Consider the following 18,611-nt stretch of genomic DNA (forward strand, 5'->3'; position numbering starts at 1 on the left):
GTCTGCTCACCGCGGCACCGGAGATCGGCGCCGACCTCACCGACCTGTTCAACTCCCTCACCGGCTATTCGCGGAAAGCGCAGTACCGCAACCTCCTCGTCGCGCCCTACGGCATCCGGCGGGGCATCATCGAACGGATCAACGGCGAAGTGGCGCGCGCACTTCGCGGCGAGGACGCGGGTATCCGATTGAAGGCCAACGCCTTGGTCGACGAGGACGTGATCGACGCGCTCTATCGCGCATCGCAGGCCGGTGTGCCCGTGCAGATCGTCGTCCGCGGAATCTGCACATTGAAACCGGGGGTGCCAGGACTGAGCGAGAACATCGACGTCCGGTCGATTCTCGGGCGCTTTCTCGAACATTCGCGAATCCTGCACTTCCGTGGAGCGGGCGAGTTCTGGATCGCCAGCGCAGACATGATGCACCGCAACCTCGACCGTAGGGTGGAGGCCGGGGTTCAGGTGAAAGATCCCCGGCTCACCGCGCAATTGGGCGACCTCTTCGATTCGGCGCTGGATCCGAAGACCCGGTGCTGGGTGCTGCACCCCGACGGCAGCTGGGTGGCGTCCCCCGCGCACGGCGAGGACGTCCGCGAACATCAGGAAGCCCTCATGCGAACTCGAGCCGGCAGCGGGTCCTGATCACGGGACGGCACCGGTGGCCGGTCCGCCCGCCGCCGCGCGATCGCCAGCAGCTTTTCACCGGCACTGAGGGAGATGCGCTGGTCCGCCGCGGGCGCCCGGCTGACACAAGACCGCCGCTGTCGTTGCTCCGCGACGTGCCACAGGTAGGCGAACTGTCGCCGTGGTTCCGTTACCGAAGCGTGTGTTCACCATGGTGAACGCTCCAGATTTCGATCCGACCTCGCGCCCTGCCCTTCGCCGCCTGCCGACTACCCCTCAGTGCTCTCGGCGCCGGTGGGTCCCATCCCGGTGGGGGCTGGGATCGACGGTCACCTCGTCGGTGTCGGCGAAGACCAGGCGTCCGTCGTCGAGGGCGATCGCCCACCGATGCGCCGGCGCCCACTCGTGCCCGGTGCCGCCAGGCTCGGTCAGGGCCGCATAGTCCTCGACGATCTGACCGGTGACGTCGGCCTCGGATTTTCTGCGGACAAGTACCCGGGTGCCGACCGTCAATTCGGGGTCGGGCCCCGGCCCGTCGTCGGCTGTGTCGCCCATCGTGCACCTCTTCGTTCAGCGAACCTCGTCAGAGCATATGCACGTAAACGCCTCCGGGCGACCCGGTCTGCGAAGTGCGCACGCAGCTGTAACTCACGCGTACCCTCACCTTGACTCTTCCGGCCGGTTGCCACGGGCGGGGTGCTGATTCACGATCGGTGCCGTGGGAGCCGGACCTTGTGTTTGCCCCCTCGACTGTCTCCCACCTCATGACTCAACCCACGCCGTCATCGGCGGCAGTGCCGCGGAGAAGCAGCGCGTGCGCCGGGAAGGTCGTGTCGACAGATCTGAGTACACACCCAGGCCCGTTCAGCGCAGCAACTCCGAAGCCAACAGCCCCGTCCGAAGCGCTTCATACTCGCCGTCGTCGAGAGCAAGTAGCGGGGACCTCACGGTTCTGTTCTGCAGGACAGCGAGCAACTGCAGCGCCCCTTTGACCGTCGTCGCACCGTAATTGGGGACACCCATTACCGCACGCAGAGCCGGCTGCAGGCGGGCATTGATCTCCCGCGCGGTTTCGACGTCCCCCGAGAAGAAGGCCTCGATCATGGCGCGGATCTCGTCGCCCGCCACGTGACCGAGAACGGAGACGACCCCGCATGCCCCGTACGCGAGGAAACCCAGGGTGAGGCTGTCGTCTCCCGAGTACACCGCGTAGCCCAATTCGCGCAGCATGATCGCTTGTGTGGGATCTCCAGCTGCATCTTTCACCGCGACCACGGACGGCCAGTCCGCCATCGCCTCGAATGTCGAGGGTGCCAGTTTGGTGCCGGCCCGGCTGGGGATGTCGTAGAGCATGACAGGGGCATCGACGGCATCCACTACGTAGCGAAAGTGTTGCAGTATCCCGCCTTGACTCGGCTTGTTGTAGTACGGCGTTACCAGCAGCAGCCCGTCGGCACCCTGCTTGACAGCCTGGCGCGCCAATTCCAGCGTGTGGCGGGTGTCGTTGGTGCCCACCCCGGCAACGATCTTGGCGCGGTCACCTACCGCGTCCTTGACCGCTCGCAGTATCCGACCATCTTCGACAGTGGTCGTCGTGGCGGCCTCACCGGTTGTCCCAGAGACGACGAGTCCGTCGTGTCCGTGGTCGACCAGGTGAAGGGCGATCCGAGCAGTCGCGTCCTCATCGATCTCGCCCTCCACGGTGAACGCTGTAGCCATGGCGGTGAGTACGCGCCCGAACGGGGCGACAGGCGCTGACGGGAGTGTCATTGCCCCAGTGTATGCGCCATCAACCGGCGACAGCGTTGACGGAACCGGTTATTCACCGACTGGCAACCCACCAGGGTCGCGCGGCCGACGACGGCTGCCCCGCACGCACGATCGGATCGAAACGACGAAGCCCCGCGCGACACTGCCGCGCCGTCATACCTCGATCCGGGAACCTACCGTCACGGTCCGGTCACCCGGGAGACCGAAGTACTCGGCGGCGTCGGCCGTGATGTACGAAGTCGCGATGAACAGATGCTTGCGCCACGGCGCCATCGTCGGTGCCGAACCCTTCTTCAGTTCGATCTTCGACAGGAAGTAGGACGCGTCCTCGATCGCGATCGGCCCCTCGGTTTGCGTGGGGTCGAGCAGGCGCAGTGCGGCCGGGACGTTCGGTGTTTCCATGTACCCGAAGTTCGCGGTCATGTGGAGGATCCCGTCTTCGGCATAGCCGAGAGTGTCGACCTCCGTCCGCTCGGTCTCTGGTACGCGGGGCACCGGCAGCGTGCCGATCGACATGATCACCACGTGTTGGTGCAGCACGTGATTGTGTTCGACATTCGCTCGCATCGCCAGTGGCGCAGTCTGTTTGCCACGGTTGAGGAACACCGCAGTGCCGGGGACCCGCTGCAACGGCGGCCGGTGGTCGTGCAACTCGTCGATGAACTCGCGCAGCGGCCCCTCCGCGTGCTCCCTCGCACGGGTGACGATCACCCGACCACGCTGCCACGTGGTCATCACGGTGAACGCCGTGATGCCGATCAGCAGCGGAAGCCACGCCCCGTGCACCAGTTTGGTCAGATTGGCCGCCAGGAACAGCACATCGACCAGCAGCAACAGCCCAGCACCGGGCACGACCAGCCACAGCGGAGTGCGCCATCTGGTGCGCGCGATGTAGAAGAACAGCAGCGTGGTGATCGTGATGGTCCCGGTCACCGCCATGCCGAACGCGTACGCCAGCGCTGCCGAGCTGCGGAAGGCGAATACCAGCGTCAGCACCGACACCATCAGCACCCAGTTGATCCACGGCACATAGATCTGGCCGATCGTCGCCTCCGAGGTGTGCGCCACGCGCAATCTCGGCAGATAGCCGAGCTGGGCGGCCTGCGCGGCGACCGAGTAGGCGCCGGTGATCACCGCTTGGGAGGCGATCACCGTGGCCGCGGTAGCCAGCAGCACCATCGGCACCCGCGCCCATTCGGGAGGGAGCAGGAAAAAGGGGCTGTGCACCGCGGTCTCGTCACCGAGAACCAGCGCACCCTGCCCGAAGTAGCTCAGGACGCACGCCGGCAGCACGAGCAGCAACCAGCCGCGGGTAATCGCCCGCCGTCCGAAGTGACCCATGTCCGCGTACAGCGCCTCCGCGCCGGTGACCGCCAGCACCACCGCGGCCAACGCGAAGAAGGCGATCTCGAAGTGGCCGATCATGAAGCCCAACGCATAGGTCGGTGACAACGCTTTGAGGATTTCCGGGTGCTGGGCGATCCCTCCCACGCCGCAGGCGCCGATGGAGGCGAACCAGAGGATCATCACCGGCCCGAAATACCGGCCGACCGTGGCCGTGCCTCGGCGCTGGACCGAGAAGAGCAGCACGATGATGACCGCAGTGATCGGCACGATCAACTCTTCCAATGTCGGCTCGACGACCTTGACCCCTTCCACCGCAGACAGCACCGAGATCGCGGGGGTGATCATGCTGTCGCCGAAGAACAGAGCGGCACCGAAGATCCCGAGGCCGGCCAGCAGAGCGGCAACCCGGCGCCCCTGCGTTCCACCCCAGCGCAGCAGCAGCGTGATCAGCGCCATGACTCCGCCCTCGCCGTCGTTGTCGGCGCGCATCACCAGCGTGACGTAGGTCAGCGTGACGACGATCATTACCGACCAGAAGATCAGCGACACGACGCCGTAGACGTTGTTCGTGCTGATCGGCACGGGATGCGGGTCGTCCGGGTTGAACACCGTCTGGATGGTGTAGATCGGGCTGGTGCCGATGTCTCCGAAGACGACGCCGAGTGCGCCGACGACAACGGCCGCTCGAACGGTGTCGCGGCCGCCGACTGCGCGAATCGGCGGCGGAGCTTCGGACTCTGTGGGCACGGCGGGCTCCTTGGTTCGGTCCGCACCCCATGGTCCTCCGTCCCGGCCCGTTTGTGGCTGTAACAGCGTCGCGGGCCCGACAAACGGTTCACGGCGTGTGCACAGCCCCGCCGTCCCGATGTCAGGGCAGCGTTGGTGGTTCTCACCGGGCAGTCGGCATACGCTGCGACTGCGTGCCGACTGTCGGCGACGGCGGCTCATCCGATCTCGGCGACGCCGTCGCCGATGCCGTCGAGGACGCGTGCATCCGGAACCGCTTTCCGCGGCCACGTCTTTCGGTGGATTCCGGACGATCGGTCACTGCGCGAGCTGCGGTGAATGTGTGCCGGGTGCACCACGTGGAGCGCACGCCCGGCGGCCCGGTTGTCGTCTGGACAGTGCTGTCGGCTCGGTCGTAGCCGTGACGACCGGTGAGCTGGTCGCGGCGGCCGTCGCGAATCGCCACCCTGTCGGACCGGCGGAAGAGTTCTCGATCATGCGGTGCGGCAGCATGATCGGGGCACCGGGCTGTTCCGGAGTGGTTCTGGCACAGGATGTCAGGCCTGGAGACGTGGTGGCAGTGGTCAGTCGCGACGGCAGCGATCTGGTCGGCTCGGCCGCTGCCGTCTCCGTCGCCCACGGCCGCATGCACGAGCTCGCAACCGGATAGTCCCGGTGATGTCGAGGGCAGGCGGCCGGATCTCGTCGGGAAGTTCAGGCTTTCGACCGGGCACCGCCGAGACCCGTGATCGAGTACTGGCCGTGACTACCAACCGCAGCACCTCATCACGCGCAATACTGAGGTATCCGACCCTTCCGAGGAGACGCGACATGAGCCTGTACGCAGTAGTGGACCCGGCCACCGGGAAGACGGTGCGCGAATACCCGACCGCCACCGACGAGGAGATGCAGGCGGCGCTGTCCGCTGCGCAGAAGGCGCACCGTGAGTGGTCGCGGCGCTCGACGATTCTCGAGCGCGCCGGACTGCTCACGAGAGTCGCCGAGTTACACACCGAACGCCGCGACGAACTGGCCAAGATCATCCAGCGGGAGATGGGCAAGCCACTCGATCAGTCGCTGGGGGAGGTGGACTTCAGCGCCGCGATCTACCAGTACTACGCCGACAACGCCGAGAAGTTCCTCGCCGACGAGCCCATCGACCTGGTCGAGGGCTCGGGTACCGCGCTGATCCGTCGACGCTCGATCGGTGTGCTGATCGGCATCATGCCGTGGAACTACCCCTACTACCAGGTGGCCCGGTTCGCGGGTCCGAATCTGGCACTGGGCAACACGATCGTGCTCAAACACGCACCGCAGTGTCCGGAATCGGCGGCGGCGCTGCACCAGATCTTCAGCGACGCCGGATACCCGGAGGGCGCCTACGTCAACGTCTACGCCACCAACGAGCAGATCGCCGACGCGATCGCCGACCCGCGGGTCCAGGGCGTGTCGCTGACCGGGTCCGAGCGTGCGGGTGCGGCGGTCGCCGAGATCGCGGGACGCAACCTCAAGAAGGTGGTGCTGGAACTCGGCGGTTCCGATCCGTTCATCGTGCTCAGTTCCGATGACCTCGACGCCACCGTGAAGGCAGCGGTGGAAGGTCGCTTCGAAAACACCGGGCAGGCCTGCAACGCAGCGAAGCGATTCATCATCGCCGAGGACCTGTACGACGACTTCGTCGGCAGATTCACTTCAGAGGTTCTCGCCACTGCCGACGGGCTCGCGCCACTGTCGTCGGTGGCCGCCGCCGACCGACTGGCCGAGCAGGTGCAGCAGGCGATCGCCGAGGGAGCCACCATTGTGTCCGAGGGTGAACGGCAGGGAGCCTTCTTCCCACCCGCCGTGCTGACGAACGTGTCACCGGATTCACGAACCTACCGGGAGGAACTCTTCGGGCCGGTTGCAACCGTGTACAAGGCGGGCTCCGAGGCCGAGGCCGTCGAACTGGCCAACGACACCCCGTTCGGTCTCGGCTCGTATGTCTTCACCACCGACCCCGATCAGGCGTCCCGCGTCGCCGACTCGCTGGACGCGGGCATGGTGTTCGTCAATGCCGTTGGCGCCGAGGGAGTCGAGCTGCCGTTCGGCGGCGTCAAACGCTCCGGTTTCGGTCGTGAACTCGGCAAATACGGGATCGACGAATTCGTGAACAAGAAACTCATCCGCGTCAGCTGAACCACGATTCCCGACTTTCGACACCTCAGGTCGGTGTGGGTATCGGCGGGTTCTCGCGGTGTGCGGGAACCCGCCCGACATCCGGACGAGTGCTCAGTCTGCGGCATCGCTGCGCGCCGTGCCCTGCGGTGCGACCGCGAAGCCGATGCGGATTGTTGCAGCATCCCACGGAACGGCGGGATCGAGGCCCGTCTTCAGCGACGGGCCGCGACAACGTCTTCGTCGAGAAATTCCTTCAGCCCGCCACTGAAGACATCGTTGTCGTCGCCGGCGACCATGTGACCCGCACCGGTGACGTCGATCAGTTTCGCGGTCGGGATCAGCTCGAGCAGCTCTTTCGCGCCCTCCTCACTGACCACATTCGATTGCTTGCCACGAACGAGCATCGTGGGAACGGTGATCGCGGCCGCGGCGTCCCGGGCGCGTTCGTATCGCACGATCGAGTCGGACTGGCGAGTGGGTTCGTCGCCGACGCGCAGGAACTCCGGATCCCAATGCCAGTACCAGCGGCCATCACGCAGCCGAAGGTTCTTACGCAGACCCTGCGGGTTGGGCTTGCGGACACGGTTCGGGGTATACGCCGCGATCGCCGCTGCCGCGTCGTCGAGGCTCGCGAAACCCTCGAGGCCACTGCGCATGAAGGCCATGATCTCCGCGGTACCGCTCGTTTCGACCTTCGGTGCGATATCGACCAAGACCAGGCCGCGAGCGAGATCGGGATTCTCACCCTGCCCGATCAACGACGTCATACCGCCCATCGAGGCACCGACGAGAACTGGCTTCTCCCCCAGCTCATTGATGACCGAGGTCAAGTCGGCGACCAACGCATCGATGCCGTAGTCCCCGTCCGGCGCCCACTGGCTGTCTCCATGCCCACGCGCATCCAGCGCAATGGCGGACCAGCCGTCCGCCGCGAGGCTGCGACCGGTGTTTCGCCAGGAATGCCGGGTCTGCCCGCCGCCGTGCAGCAACAGGACCAAGCCCTTTCTGTCGGCGCCTGATCCGTCACCCGGGGTCGGCGGGTCCCACCGGTCGGCGACAAGCGTGACGCCATCACCGGCGAATTCGGATTGTGGGACTACGGGATCCATGGGGTTCCTCACCAACATCGTCGAGTCGAGCATTCTCCTCCATGGTGCACCACGCGGTGAACACTAATTCACCCGGTGCGAGCGTTGCCTGCCGCCATAGCTGTATTGCGGTGGCCACGGCGGGCGAGCCGCAGGGCCTCAGGGCCGAGGGGGGTACTGCGGTTACCTGGAAAAGCAGGCACTCCCGCGAGCGCGCTCGCCCACCTTTACTGGTTGAGACGAGAACCTGCCGGGCGCATCCGGTCAGATCACCGCGCACGCCGAGGCCTCCCGCGAGCTCGGCGTCGATATCCACACCCGAGGAGTACCTCATGGAGTTCAGCGTCCCCGTCGCCACGGGCAAGGGACCGGCCCGACAATTCACCGGCGACGTCTGGTACGACGTCATCTACGCAGGCAGGGAACCCTCGCGGGCGCGGACCAACTTGGTCCGCTTCTCCCCCGGCGCCCGCACGTTCTGGCATCACCATGTCCTCGGGCAAACCCTGCACGTCGTCTCCGGTGTCGCGCTGGTCGGCACCCGCGACGGTGTCGTCTTCGCGGCCCACCCGGGCGAGACCGTGACCTGCCCTGCCGGTGAGGAGCACTGGCACGGCGCCGCCGAAGACCGGTTCATGGAACACCTCGCGATCTGGGAGGGCGACGGATCCGGCGCGCCGGAGACGACCTGGCTCGAGGAAGTCACCGACGAGCAGTACCGCGCACCGCGCACCGCGCACCCGCCGCTCCTGAACAATTCGACCGACACGACCAACGCGGCAGTCATGCCGCCAGTGACGAGTTCGGCTACGCCGCGCCTGGATCCGGCGACGGCTCCGATGCGACATGATCGGATCGTGGCGACATTCAACGACTACGACAAGTACGCGTCGGCGTACGACGCCGACATCGAGGACAACGTGTACAACGCGTTGTACGAGCGACCCACGACGCTGGCGCTGGTCGGCAACGTCGCTGGACGGAGGGTGCTGGATGCGGGCTGCGGCAGCGGTGTGCTGTCGCAGGCGCTCGTCTCCGCGGGCGCTGCGGTCACCGGCGTCGATGTCAGCACGAACCTGCTCGCGATCGCCCGAAGCCGCCTGGGACCCGACGTCCCGTTGATCCGGGCAGATCTCGAGCAGCAGTTGCCCATCCGGTCATCGACCTTCGACGTCGTCGTGGCGTCGCTGGTGATGCACTACCTCCACGACTGGTCGGGACCGTTGTCCGAGTTTCGACGGGTTCTCGCGCCGGGCGGACGCGTCGTCATCTCGACGCATCACCCGTTCGTGGACTTCAGGCCGTCCGGGCAGGGCGACTACCTCGACACGTTCGAGTTCACCGAGGAATGGGTAAAGTCCGGCGAAACCTTCCTCATGAGGTTCTGGCACCGGCCGTTGCACGCAATGTTCGACGCCTTCATCGCGGCAGGATTCACCGTCGAACGCGTCTCGGAGCCGCGCCCCGATACCGCTGTGCGCGATCGCTCCCCCGAACTCTTCGAGCAGCTCAGCGGTGAAGCGCCGTTCATCTTCTTCGCCCTGCGCGGCGGCAACCACCAGCCCGCGCCGGCCAGAGAGACGCTGTCAGGGAAGATGCATCAGCTTTCCGGCGAGGGTGAACAGGCGGCGGGCGAGCCGCATGACGGGCAGGCCAAGGGGAATCAGGAGGATCGTCACGCACAGTATCCCGCCGACGAGCCACACGACGGCCGCGACGATCCCCAGCACCGTGCCGACTACGGCCGTGACGATTCCCAGCACCACATCGAGCAGGCCCTTTAACAGACGCATGATGACCTCCTTGGTCCAGTCTGCGCGCATGCGGACCGGACCGCACCCGTCGAAAGTGGCCCGCATCAGAGATTCTCGGTTGCGTCAGACCACCCGCTCGAGTGCACGCACATCTGCATCAAGCTTCCTGTACAACCAGTACACGGCGACGAACGCGAGCCCGGAGGCCGCGCACAACCCCAGGACCGAATCGCGCACCAGAGGCAGCTCCGCGGGTTCGAGGGTGCTGAATCCGGCCAATACACCGACGAGCGGCACAGACGCCGTCACCGCCAGATAGACCGTCGTTCTCCGACGCAGCCCGTCGAGAACGTCGGCGTCGTGCGCCGTCGTGAGGCCGTGTCGCAGATAGATGGGATAGACGCAGCGGACGACATAGAACGTCGACAGAAAGAATGTGTAGGCAACGGAGATGGTGCCTGCCACCAGGACAGTCGTCGCCGCATGAACCAGCAGCCGCGACGGAAGCTCGGTGAACCAGCGAAGAAACATCACCCCCGCCACGGAGGCGCAGACGGCGAACACGAAGGTGTTCAGCGCACACAGATCGCCCCAGAACAGAGTTCGCGACCGCACCCGTGCGAGAACGGCCTCGCCGTACCGTCTGCCCCTACGCAGGCCGCGGGGAACCGCGAGCAGATCGCGGGACATGTAGGCATAGATGAGGACGGCCAGCGGCCAGGCGATGAGGTTGAAGACGACGGTGCTCGTGTAGAGCTTCGAGTACGTGGCATCGGACAGCCGCTCGTTGAGCAGTTCCTGCAGATGCACCGCCAGGTAGATCGTCGCCAGGCCGATCCCGACCAGCGAAGACGACCACAAGATGGGGGTGGGCCATCGCGACAGTCGTGCGCGCCAACTGTTCGGGGGCGGATAGACCAGGTCCCGGGACCTCTTCTCGAGGCACAAGTCGAACTGCTGGGCCAATTCCGAACCGCTCGGGTAGCGGTCGTCGCGGTCGGGCGACAGGCATTTCAGGAGTACCCGGCGCAGGGCCATGGGGCAATCAGGCGGAAGTTCCGACAGAAACTGCGCGTCCACGGGCCTGCGCCGCAGTTCGAGCATGCGAGCCAGCGACGTCTCCGACTCACCGGCTGTCGTTTCGTCCGCGAACGGTCGGCGTCCGGTGAGCAACTCCCACAGCATGACGGCGAGCGCGAACAGGTCGCTTCGGGTGTCGAGGTCGGCGGCGGTGGTGGGTGAGCCCGGGTGGCAGGCTTCGAGCTGTTCGGGCGACATGTAGGCCAGTGAGCCGCCGAAGTACGCCAGCGGGCTGGTGCCCTTGATGCGTTGGCTGGAGCTGACGTTGAAGTCGGCCAGCTTCGGAATCCCCTCGGCACTCAGCAACACGTTCGCCGGTTTGATGTCCCGATGCAGCACCCCTCGCTCGGACGCGTGCTGAAGCGCGTCCGCGAGGCGGCAGCCCAGCCAGGCGACGGTCTCCGGCCACGTCAAGGAGGCGATCCGTGTTCGAACAGCGGATTCGGTGGGCCGCACCTCACCCTTGGCGGCAAGGACGCCGTCGACGGCATCGAGCAGCAGTTGACCACTCCGGTGTTCCGCGGGTGTCGAGCGCAGTAGATGCACCACGTCGAGCAGTGTTCCCCCCGGTAGATACTGCATGTAGAGTAACTTCAGCTCGCCGTCGGCGATCAGTCGCTGGTCGTAGATGCGCACGATGTAGTCGTGATCCAACTGCGCGAGGGTCTGCGGCTCGATGCCGTGGTTGTGGGAAATCTTGACCGCGACGAGCCGCTGCATCGATTGTTGCCGCGCAAGATACACCTGGGCGAAGGCGCCGGACCCGATCCTCATCAGCAGGTCGAAGTCGTCGACACGGTCGCCGACGTCGATGTTGCCGAGAACAACCTGTGCCCGCGGTCGAGCGATCATCGTGCTGCAGTAGTCATCCGTGAACTCCTCGGCCCCGCGGCCGCCGGCCATGGTGGCAGCCTCGACGGCCATCGTCTCCGCATCGGCTTCGGGCGTACTGCGGCGACGGGCGTGAAATTCCTCGTAGACCAACTCGGCGGGAAACGGTCCGTCCTGCAGTTCCGGGAACTCCGCTCGGTACTCGGTCAGTCGTTTGGGGAAGTCGTAGCGAAGCCAGCGGTATTCGAGGTCGATCTTGATCAGTTCGATCAGTGTCGAACGTCGTTCTGCCGGTTCGCGGGGGAGAAATCCGGACAGGTCAGGCGGGGACCCGGACCCCCACGCGTCCGAGAACCGTGCCACGACGGTGGCAAGCGCTGTGCGGGTTCGTTCTGCGGATTCGACCAGGTCGGTCGGCTCGTACATCGGTAACTCGGAGTGCAGCCCCGGGCGATCACACGGCGGCTACGCGCGGTGCGGCGACGGGTCGTTGTTGCCCCACATTGTGTCCTTCCGCCGACTCTCCCCGCTCAAGGGTATCGCTCCGAGGCGAGCGCACGGGCGGCAAAGCGGCAGTGACCGCACAGTCGTGGCGGAGCCTGGCCGACAATTTGTCGGCACCTGCGCCGATGCGGCACCAACCCCACGCGGCGCGAGGCAGGATGGACCGGGAGGTTGGCGCATGCCGACGCGGTCTCGGCGGCTACCACCGACCGCGATCATGAGGGTGGTCGAATGAACGACACGGCATCTGTCGTGGGCCGACGGATACTGGGGCTGGCGTTCTTCCTCGTCCTCGCACTGTTCCTGGCAGCCTCCTTCGCACTGTTCGACAAGACGTTCACCACGGTCGTCGAGATCAACCTCGTCACCGACAGCGCCGGAAGCGCATTGGCACCCGACGCGGACGTGAAGGTCCGCGGCCTCATCGTCGGCGAGGTGCGCTCGGCGACCTCTGCGGAGGGCGAGGTCACGCTCGCTCTCGCGATCCAGCCGGACAAGGCACCGCTGATCCCGTCCAACGCGACGGCGCGGCTGCTGCCCAAGACACTGTTCGGTGAACGCTATGTGTCGCTGATCGTTCCGGAGGGCGACACGGCTCCGCCGATCCAGGCCGGTGACACGCTGCGTCAGGACAAGAGCGGCAACGCCGTCGAGGTCGGCGAGGTTCTGGACGGCCTGCTGCCGCTCCTGCAGGCGATTCCGCCGCAGGACCTGGCGAACACGCTCGGCGCGCTGTCCCAGGGACTCAGCGGCCGCGGCGCCGAACTCGGCCTGACGCTCGACCGACTCGAGGAGATCTTCGGCGGGCTGAACACCGAGCTTCCCGCCATCCAGGAGGATCTGCGCGGTCTGGCGGACTTCTCGCAGACGTATTCTGAGGCGGCGCCCGATCTGGTCAACGCCCTCGACAGCCTGCGGACCACCGGAAACACCGTGGTGGAGAAGCAAGGTGAGATCTCCACCCTGCTCGTGACACTCACCGGAACGAGTGCGTCCACCACGGACCTCGTGCACGCGAACGCCCGGAGCGTTGTGACGATCGCCGCGGATTCGAGGGAAGCGCTGCAGCTCCTCGGCCGCTACTCACCGAGCTTCGGCTGCACCCTGGCGGCCTTCGTGAGGGCGGCGCCGATCGCCCTCGAGTTGCTCGCGCTCGACGATCCGTATCCCGGCGGCCGAGGCACTGTGCAGTTCGTCAACCCGAAGGGCCGCTACGTGCCCAACCAGGACGAGCCGCGCCTGCTCGACAACCGCGGACCGGCTTGCTACGACAACGTCACCGCGCCGGGTGCGAAGTTCCCGCAATACCCGGGCGGGTCGTTCAACGACGGCTCCTACCAGGTGCCGTCGCGGAACCCGGGACCGTCGACCATCGACTTCGTCCCGGCGCCCGCCGGCGTCCCCGATCAGGTCCCCGGGTACGGAGCCCAGGTCACGCCCGCGAGCTACGCGGGTTCGAAGATGGAACAGGACACCCTGGACGTCGTCTACGGCGAGGCCGGGGGAATGGCACCGGACGACGTGCCGAGCTGGACGACACTCGTCGGCGCGCCGACCATGAGGGGAACCGAGGTGACCTTCGAATGACGACGTACCGGGGCCGCTGACGCTGCATCCCTGCAGGACGATCTCAGATCGCCATCGCCAGTGTGCCGACTCCCGGTCCGTCGAGGTCGTCCAGCGCCACCCTCCTGCCGGAGACGGCCAGGAGGAGGGACAGGGCGGTGCCGCTCACCTCCGGACCGTCGCCGATCGATACGTCGGCGTCCGCGGCCGTCAGCCGGACACGGGCAACCAGTTCCTTGGCGCCGCCGAACGACGCCGGGGTGCGCGTCTGCAGGCGGAGCGATCTGACGACGGCGTCCGCCGGGTAGGAGCGGGTGAGGCCCAGCGGTCGACGGATGTCCTCACCGTGGACGACCTCCTCGACGAGCCGGCTGTCGAGGGGCGCCGGGGGCGTCGACGTGCGCGACGCCACCCGGCGAAGCCGCTCCAACGTCTCCTGCGGCGAGGCCCCGCGTTCGCGTTCCACGCCGCGAGCGTTCTGGCGGTCGAAGTCGAACCGCGCCCGTGCGAGCCCGATCACGAAACCGAGGCGCGTCGTCCGAGCGGTGTCGACCAGGTGAGCGACCACGTCGTGGACGGTCCACTCCCCGCAGAGCGACGGCTCGTCCCACCGCTCGTCGTCGAGGTTCTCGAGGTCGTCGATCAGCGCGGCACGCTCCGCGTGCACCATCGACCAGACATCGTCCACGTTTTTCTCCTTCGGTCGGCCACATCGTCTGACGAGTAGGACTCCCGGATCCGGAGAAAATCATCGGTCCAGTCGCAAAGATCGCGACGGGACCGCCCATAGTCGAATTCTCCGAACAGACGCGCTATCCACCTGCCGATCGACGTACGAGAAATCGGTTGGCCGACCGACGTTCACGTGTCCGGTCAGGACCGGAAATCGTCACAGACTTCGGTACGGCCGTCGAACGTACGCGCGCACAAAGGGTTCGGTTCCGCTCCCCCGAACAGTGCGACTGCCAAACCCAAGAAACCGATGCCGCCGGACAGCACGGCACCGAGTAGCAATACGTCAGTCATCAAGCGCCCTCCCCCTTGTCTCTTGTCCCCCATTACAACAGGTCTGCCCGCGGACAGTAGCCCCGGCCCACCGGAGAGATTCACCGCGGCGAGTTCGTCTTCGGGAGAACGGCGAGTACGAGGGCCAGCATCGTCAGGACGAGGACCAGCACCGCCACGCCGGCCCAGTGTCCGCTCGCCCACGCGATACCTCCGACCCAGCCGAACAGGCTGGAGCCGGCGTAGTAGGAGACGTTGTACAGTGCCGTCGCCTGTGCACGGCCCGTCGTCGCGTGCGCGCCGACCATGCCGGACGCGACGGCGTGGCCGACGAACAGTCCGGCGGTCACCGCGGCCAGACCGAGGAGGATCAGAATCAGCGACCCGTCGAGACTGAGCACCGTCCCACCTGCCATGAACGTGCAGGCGAGCACGAGCACGGTTCGGTGGCCGAGCCTGCCGACAAGCCAGCCCGCGGCGCGGGAGCCCGCAGTACCTGCCAGATATGCGAGAAAGATGAGCGACACCACCGTCGGCGCCAGATGGTAGGGGGCCGCCTCGAGGCGGAACGGAAGGTAGTTGAAGACCGCCACCATGCCGCCGACGAGCAGCGCACCGATGCCGAACAGTGCCAGCAGCCGGACATCCCGCAGGTGAACGGCGAGACTGCCACTGGACGGGACGGTGGAGCGCTGCATCTGCCCGGCTGGTAACAGCACGATCAGGACGGCCATCAGAATGGCCAGGCCCACTCCGAGAAGCGCGAGCGCGGGACGCCACCCGAGGTGATCCGCCACCGGGACGACCAGAAGCCGGCCACCCAGCCCACCCAAAGATGTTGCGGCAACGTAGGAACCCGCCAACACTGCCGTCCGCGCCGGGGCCGCGACCTCGTGCAGCAGCGTCATCGCCAGTGCGGGTAGTCCTCCGAGTGCCACGCCCTGGACGAATCGTCCCGCCACCAGGGCCTCGAACGTGGGTAGCCAGGGAACGGCCACGGCGAGCAGCCCGGCGATTGCCGCCGCATACCGCATCGCGGTGGGGCGTCCCACTCGATCCGAGAATCGGGCCCACGGCAGCACCGACAACGCCAGCCCGAGGGTGGCCGCAGAGACCAGGAGCGACGCCTGCGCGGCACTGACGGCCGCGTCGTGCCCGATGTGCGTCAGAAGCCCTTGCGGCGCATACAGCAACGCGAAGGTCGCCAGGCCAGCACACCACAGGGCCGCCGAGAGTCGCCGGTCCCGACTCGACTCCGTCGGTACAACTCGAGAGGCGACCGGCTCGTCGGTGTCGTTCTCGGTGAAATGCGTGGCGGACATGCAGTCGACGGTAGGACGACACAACCGATGAATCCAATGCACTCTGGGCACACAACTCATACAGTTGAGTCATGAATAGTGAGGCGGTCAAGGCGCTGCTGCCGCACCTTCCCGTCCTCGTCGCCCTCGGCGAGGTCGAACACGTGACCGTTGCCGCCGCGATGCTCGGAATGCCCCAGCCCACGGTCAGCCGGATAGTCCGCCGACTGGAGAAGCAACTGGGCACACCGCTCCTGGAACCGGACGGGCGTGGCGTCCGGTTGACGGATGCAGGCCGGACACTGGTGCCGTACGCGCAACGCGCACTCGAGGCGGTGGTGGACGGCCTCGACGCCGTCCGGTCCCAGGACCGAAGGACGCGAGCAACCGTGCGCATCGCCTTTCAGACTTCGCTCGGCGAGCACCTCGTGCCCGAGTTGATTCGGATCGTCCGCGCGGAGGATCCGGCGATCCGGTTCGTCCTCAGCCAGGGCGCGCGGCGCACGTGCCTGAACACCCTCGTCAACGGGGAAGCCGATATCGCCCTCGTCTCTCGTCTCAACCCTCCGCCGGACGGACTGACGGTCACGCCGCTGTTCGAACAGCCACTCGTCGTCCTGGTGCCCGCCGAGCACCCACAGGCCGCCTCGACATCGACGACGATCCGCGACCTCGCATCCGAACCGATCATCACGCTCAAGCCGGGCTACGGCCTCCGCGGATCCGTCGACGACTTGTTCGCGCGAGCCGGCGCCCTCCCCACGATCGCGTTCGAAGGCGAGGACCTGCGGACCGTGTCCGGCCTGGTGGCCTCCGGCTTGGGCGTCGGCATCATGCCTGCCGCCGAGACTCCCCCACCGGGCTGCGCGCAGATACGCCTCGACGATCCCCGGGCGACCCGAGACATCGGCGCCGCGCTGCAGCCCGGCGCCCCGCGAGCCGCGGTCACCACGGTGCTCACCGCCCTCGTCGCGCTCACTTCGACGGGGAACGGTCACGACGAGCAACCGAATCCGAGGGAGTCGCCGTGAATCGCGAACATCTCCAACTGGAGTACGGACTGCGGTTCGACTGGGGTCTGCCGGGGGCGAAAGCCGTCGGGGCCGCCGCCGACGTCGCGATCGTGGTGGACGTCCTCTCGTTCACCACCACCCTGACCGTGGCGGTCGATGCCGGCATCGACGTGCTGCCGTACCGATGGAACGACGAGTCCGCCGAACGCTACGCCAGTGAGTCGGACGCGGTTCTCGCCGTCAGGCGCAGCCGCGTGGCGCACGGTCAGATCAGTTTGTCGCCGAACACGATTCGACGCACCACCGCGCCGCGTCGCCTGGTCCTCCCCTCACCGAACGGATCGAGCATCTGCTTCGAACTCGGCGCCGGATCCGGGGTGTGCGTCGGAGCCTCGCTACGGAACGCGACCGCGGTCGCCGGCTGGATCGCCCGGCACTACACGCCGAGGTCGGTGGTGTCGGTGATCGCCGCCGGTGAGAAGTGGCCGGGCGGCGAACTCCGGCCGGCGATCGAAGACCTGTGGGGTGCCGGCGCCGTGATGTGCGCACTGACCGCGACCGGCTGGGACGCCGAGGTGTCGCCGGAAGCCCTGATGGCCATCGCCGCCGAAGTCGACCGGAGCACCGCCGTCCCCGTCCTCGAGAGCCGGGTCTTCCGAGGACGCGCAGTCGGTTGACCGCCGGAGCGACTGCCTCGTCTCGGCGGGGATCGAATCCGTCTCGGTAAACAGCGGTCGTACCGGTGATGATCAGGCGGGAATGGGCAACATTCCGCGTTCCGCGAAGAGAGTGACGAAGCGGTGCCGCCTCGATCTGGAGGCCGACGGCCGAGGTCGACCACTGGGGTACGACGAGACACTCGTCCTGACCGGACACGTCAACCGTTGACGGTGACCGTCACGTTGCCGACCTTGTGGCCCAGGTCGACGTATCGGTGCGCGTCGACGATCCGATCCAGCGGGAAGTTGCGGTCGACGACTATGCGGAATCCGTCGGATTCGATCAGTTCCTTCACATAGGCAAGTGCTCCCCGCTTCTCAACGGACATTCCCGGACGAACGGTGCGCCCGCCGCGCAGCGCAGTCCACGCACCGAGCGGCCAATTGATCAGGCCGGTCGTGGGGACGTAACAGCCGCGCGGGGTGAGCGCCCGTCGGCATCGCGCGAAGGAGGTCGCGGTGACGGTGTCGAATATGACGTCGTAGGTCTCGTGGTGGGCGGTGAAGTCTTCCGTGTGGTAGTCGACGACGTGGTCGGCGCCCAGGTCGGTGACCAGATCGGCGTTACGGGAGCTGCACACCGCGGTGACCTCGGCGCCGAGGTGTTTGGCAAGTTGCACCGCGGCGGTACCGATGCTCCCGGAGGCGCCGTTGACCAAAACGTGCCTGCCGCTGCGGACGTGTGCCTTGTCGCGAAGGAAGTACAGCGCCGTCGAGGGTCCGTCGACTGCGGCGGCCGCCTCCTCGAAGCCGATACCGGCGGGCTTCCGTTCGAGCGACGCGGACTCGGGCAGGCAGACGTATTCGGCGCACGCACCCAGATGGAATCCGGCGAATCCGAAAACCTGGTCGCCGGCGGAGAATCGGCGCACGTCCGCGCCCGCCGCTTCGATCTCTCCGGCAAACTCGAGCCCGGGAATCCGCCGATTCTTCCGCGGCCGAGTGACGCCGAGGACGAGACGTCCCCAGCGGGGCGACCCCCTGCGCATGAGGGTCTCGGCCCTCGTCACCGTCGTCGCGTGCACTCGCACCAGCACCTCGTCCGGCTTCGGCGTGGGTCGCGCAACCTCACGGACGCTGAGGACTTCCGGCGGCCCGAACTCGGAGTACGTGACTGCCTTCACCGG

14 protein-coding genes and 3 pseudogenes are annotated in these 18,611 nt (G+C 66.7%); 8 read left to right on the forward strand and 9 right to left on the reverse strand.

The window, feature by feature from the left end:
• A pseudogene (locus P3H15_RS35315) lies at nt 1-641 on the forward strand (RNA degradosome polyphosphate kinase); the annotation flags it as partial.
• Between the two features lie 258 nt (nt 642-899).
• Here P3H15_RS35315 and P3H15_RS35320 read toward each other — a convergent pair.
• The 3 genes from P3H15_RS35320 to P3H15_RS35330 all read right to left on the reverse strand — a co-directional run bounded on the left by P3H15_RS35320 (nt 900) and on the right by P3H15_RS35330 (nt 4,487).
• On the reverse strand, nt 900-1,178 hold the full coding sequence (locus tag P3H15_RS35320) for a hypothetical protein (RefSeq protein WP_276141509.1): 279 nt from the start codon (nt 1,176-1,178) through the stop codon (nt 900-902).
• A 309-nt stretch (nt 1,179-1,487) separates the two neighbouring features.
• Complete coding sequence (gene dapA, locus P3H15_RS35325; RefSeq protein ID WP_276141510.1) at nt 1,488-2,393, reverse strand: 4-hydroxy-tetrahydrodipicolinate synthase; 906 nt, start codon at nt 2,391-2,393, stop codon at nt 1,488-1,490.
• Nucleotides 2,394-2,546: 153 nt separating this feature from the next.
• Nucleotides 2,547-4,487, reverse strand: coding sequence for a potassium transporter Kup (locus P3H15_RS35330; protein WP_276141511.1), 1,941 nt, complete (start codon nt 4,485-4,487; stop codon nt 2,547-2,549).
• A gap of 400 nt (nt 4,488-4,887) precedes the next feature.
• Here P3H15_RS35330 and P3H15_RS35335 point away from each other — a divergent pair, with 400 nt between their 5' ends.
• Complete coding sequence (locus tag P3H15_RS35335) at nt 4,888-5,136, forward strand: hypothetical protein (RefSeq protein WP_276141512.1); 249 nt, start codon at nt 4,888-4,890, stop codon at nt 5,134-5,136.
• A gap of 161 nt (nt 5,137-5,297) precedes the next feature.
• Entirely contained in the window at nt 5,298-6,641 is a 1,344-nt protein-coding gene (locus tag P3H15_RS35340; RefSeq protein ID WP_276141513.1) for an NAD-dependent succinate-semialdehyde dehydrogenase, read from the forward strand.
• Nucleotides 6,642-6,835: 194 nt separating this feature from the next.
• On the opposite strand, the gene P3H15_RS35345 is transcribed toward P3H15_RS35340, so the two are convergent.
• Nucleotides 6,836-7,732: an alpha/beta fold hydrolase gene (locus P3H15_RS35345; protein WP_276141514.1), complete on the reverse strand. Its 897-nt coding sequence runs from the start codon at nt 7,730-7,732 to the stop codon at nt 6,836-6,838.
• Between the two features lie 311 nt (nt 7,733-8,043).
• Here P3H15_RS35345 and P3H15_RS35350 point away from each other — a divergent pair.
• Together P3H15_RS35350 and P3H15_RS55550 are read left to right on the forward strand one after the other, a co-directional pair.
• A pseudogene (locus tag P3H15_RS35350) lies at nt 8,044-8,445 on the forward strand (cupin domain-containing protein); the annotation flags it as partial.
• Between the two features lie 267 nt (nt 8,446-8,712).
• Nucleotides 8,713-8,961 (forward strand): annotated as a pseudogene (locus P3H15_RS55550) (class I SAM-dependent methyltransferase); the annotation flags it as partial.
• 336 nt (nt 8,962-9,297) lie between these two features.
• On the opposite strand, the gene P3H15_RS35360 reads toward P3H15_RS55550, so the two are convergent.
• Together P3H15_RS35360 and P3H15_RS35365 are read right to left on the reverse strand one after the other, a co-directional pair.
• Nucleotides 9,298-9,504 carry a hypothetical protein gene (locus tag P3H15_RS35360; protein ID WP_072938005.1) on the reverse strand — a complete coding sequence of 69 codons (207 nt, stop codon included), beginning with the start codon at nt 9,502-9,504 and terminating at the stop codon, nt 9,298-9,300.
• 84 nt (nt 9,505-9,588) lie between these two features.
• Nucleotides 9,589-11,802, reverse strand: a complete 2,214-nt coding sequence (locus tag P3H15_RS35365) for a serine/threonine-protein kinase (protein WP_276141515.1) — start codon at nt 11,800-11,802, stop codon at nt 9,589-9,591.
• A gap of 309 nt (nt 11,803-12,111) precedes the next feature.
• Between P3H15_RS35365 and P3H15_RS35370 the strand changes: the two genes are divergently transcribed.
• Nucleotides 12,112-13,467, forward strand: coding sequence for an MCE family protein (locus tag P3H15_RS35370; RefSeq protein WP_276141516.1), 1,356 nt, complete (start codon nt 12,112-12,114; stop codon nt 13,465-13,467).
• A 43-nt stretch (nt 13,468-13,510) separates the two neighbouring features.
• On the opposite strand, the gene P3H15_RS35375 is transcribed toward P3H15_RS35370, so the two are convergent.
• Together P3H15_RS35375 and P3H15_RS35380 are read right to left on the reverse strand one after the other, a co-directional pair.
• Nucleotides 13,511-14,134, reverse strand: a complete 624-nt coding sequence (locus tag P3H15_RS35375) for a maleylpyruvate isomerase family mycothiol-dependent enzyme (protein ID WP_276141517.1) — start codon at nt 14,132-14,134, stop codon at nt 13,511-13,513.
• Nucleotides 14,135-14,552: 418 nt separating this feature from the next.
• On the reverse strand, nt 14,553-15,833 hold the full coding sequence (locus tag P3H15_RS35380; protein WP_346348814.1) for an MFS transporter: 1,281 nt from the start codon (nt 15,831-15,833) through the stop codon (nt 14,553-14,555).
• Between the two features lie 11 nt (nt 15,834-15,844).
• Here P3H15_RS35380 and P3H15_RS35385 point away from each other — a divergent pair, with 11 nt between their 5' ends.
• Together P3H15_RS35385 and P3H15_RS35390 are read left to right on the forward strand one after the other, a co-directional pair.
• Nucleotides 15,845-16,783, forward strand: coding sequence for a LysR family transcriptional regulator (locus tag P3H15_RS35385; RefSeq protein ID WP_276141519.1), 939 nt, complete (start codon nt 15,845-15,847; stop codon nt 16,781-16,783).
• Complete coding sequence (locus tag P3H15_RS35390) at nt 16,780-17,442, forward strand: 2-phosphosulfolactate phosphatase (RefSeq protein ID WP_276141520.1); 663 nt, start codon at nt 16,780-16,782, stop codon at nt 17,440-17,442. The genes P3H15_RS35385 and P3H15_RS35390 overlap by 4 nt, the downstream gene beginning before the upstream one ends.
• Before the next feature lie 200 nt (nt 17,443-17,642).
• On the opposite strand, the gene P3H15_RS35395 is transcribed toward P3H15_RS35390, so the two are convergent.
• Nucleotides 17,643-18,608: an NAD(P)-dependent alcohol dehydrogenase gene (locus P3H15_RS35395; protein ID WP_276141521.1), complete on the reverse strand. Its 966-nt coding sequence runs from the start codon at nt 18,606-18,608 to the stop codon at nt 17,643-17,645.
• Between the last annotated feature and the right edge of the window lie 3 nt (nt 18,609-18,611).

This window comes from Rhodococcus sp. T2V (genome assembly GCF_029269925.1).
Lineage (GTDB): Bacteria > Actinomycetota > Actinomycetes > Mycobacteriales > Mycobacteriaceae > Rhodococcus_F > Rhodococcus_F koreensis.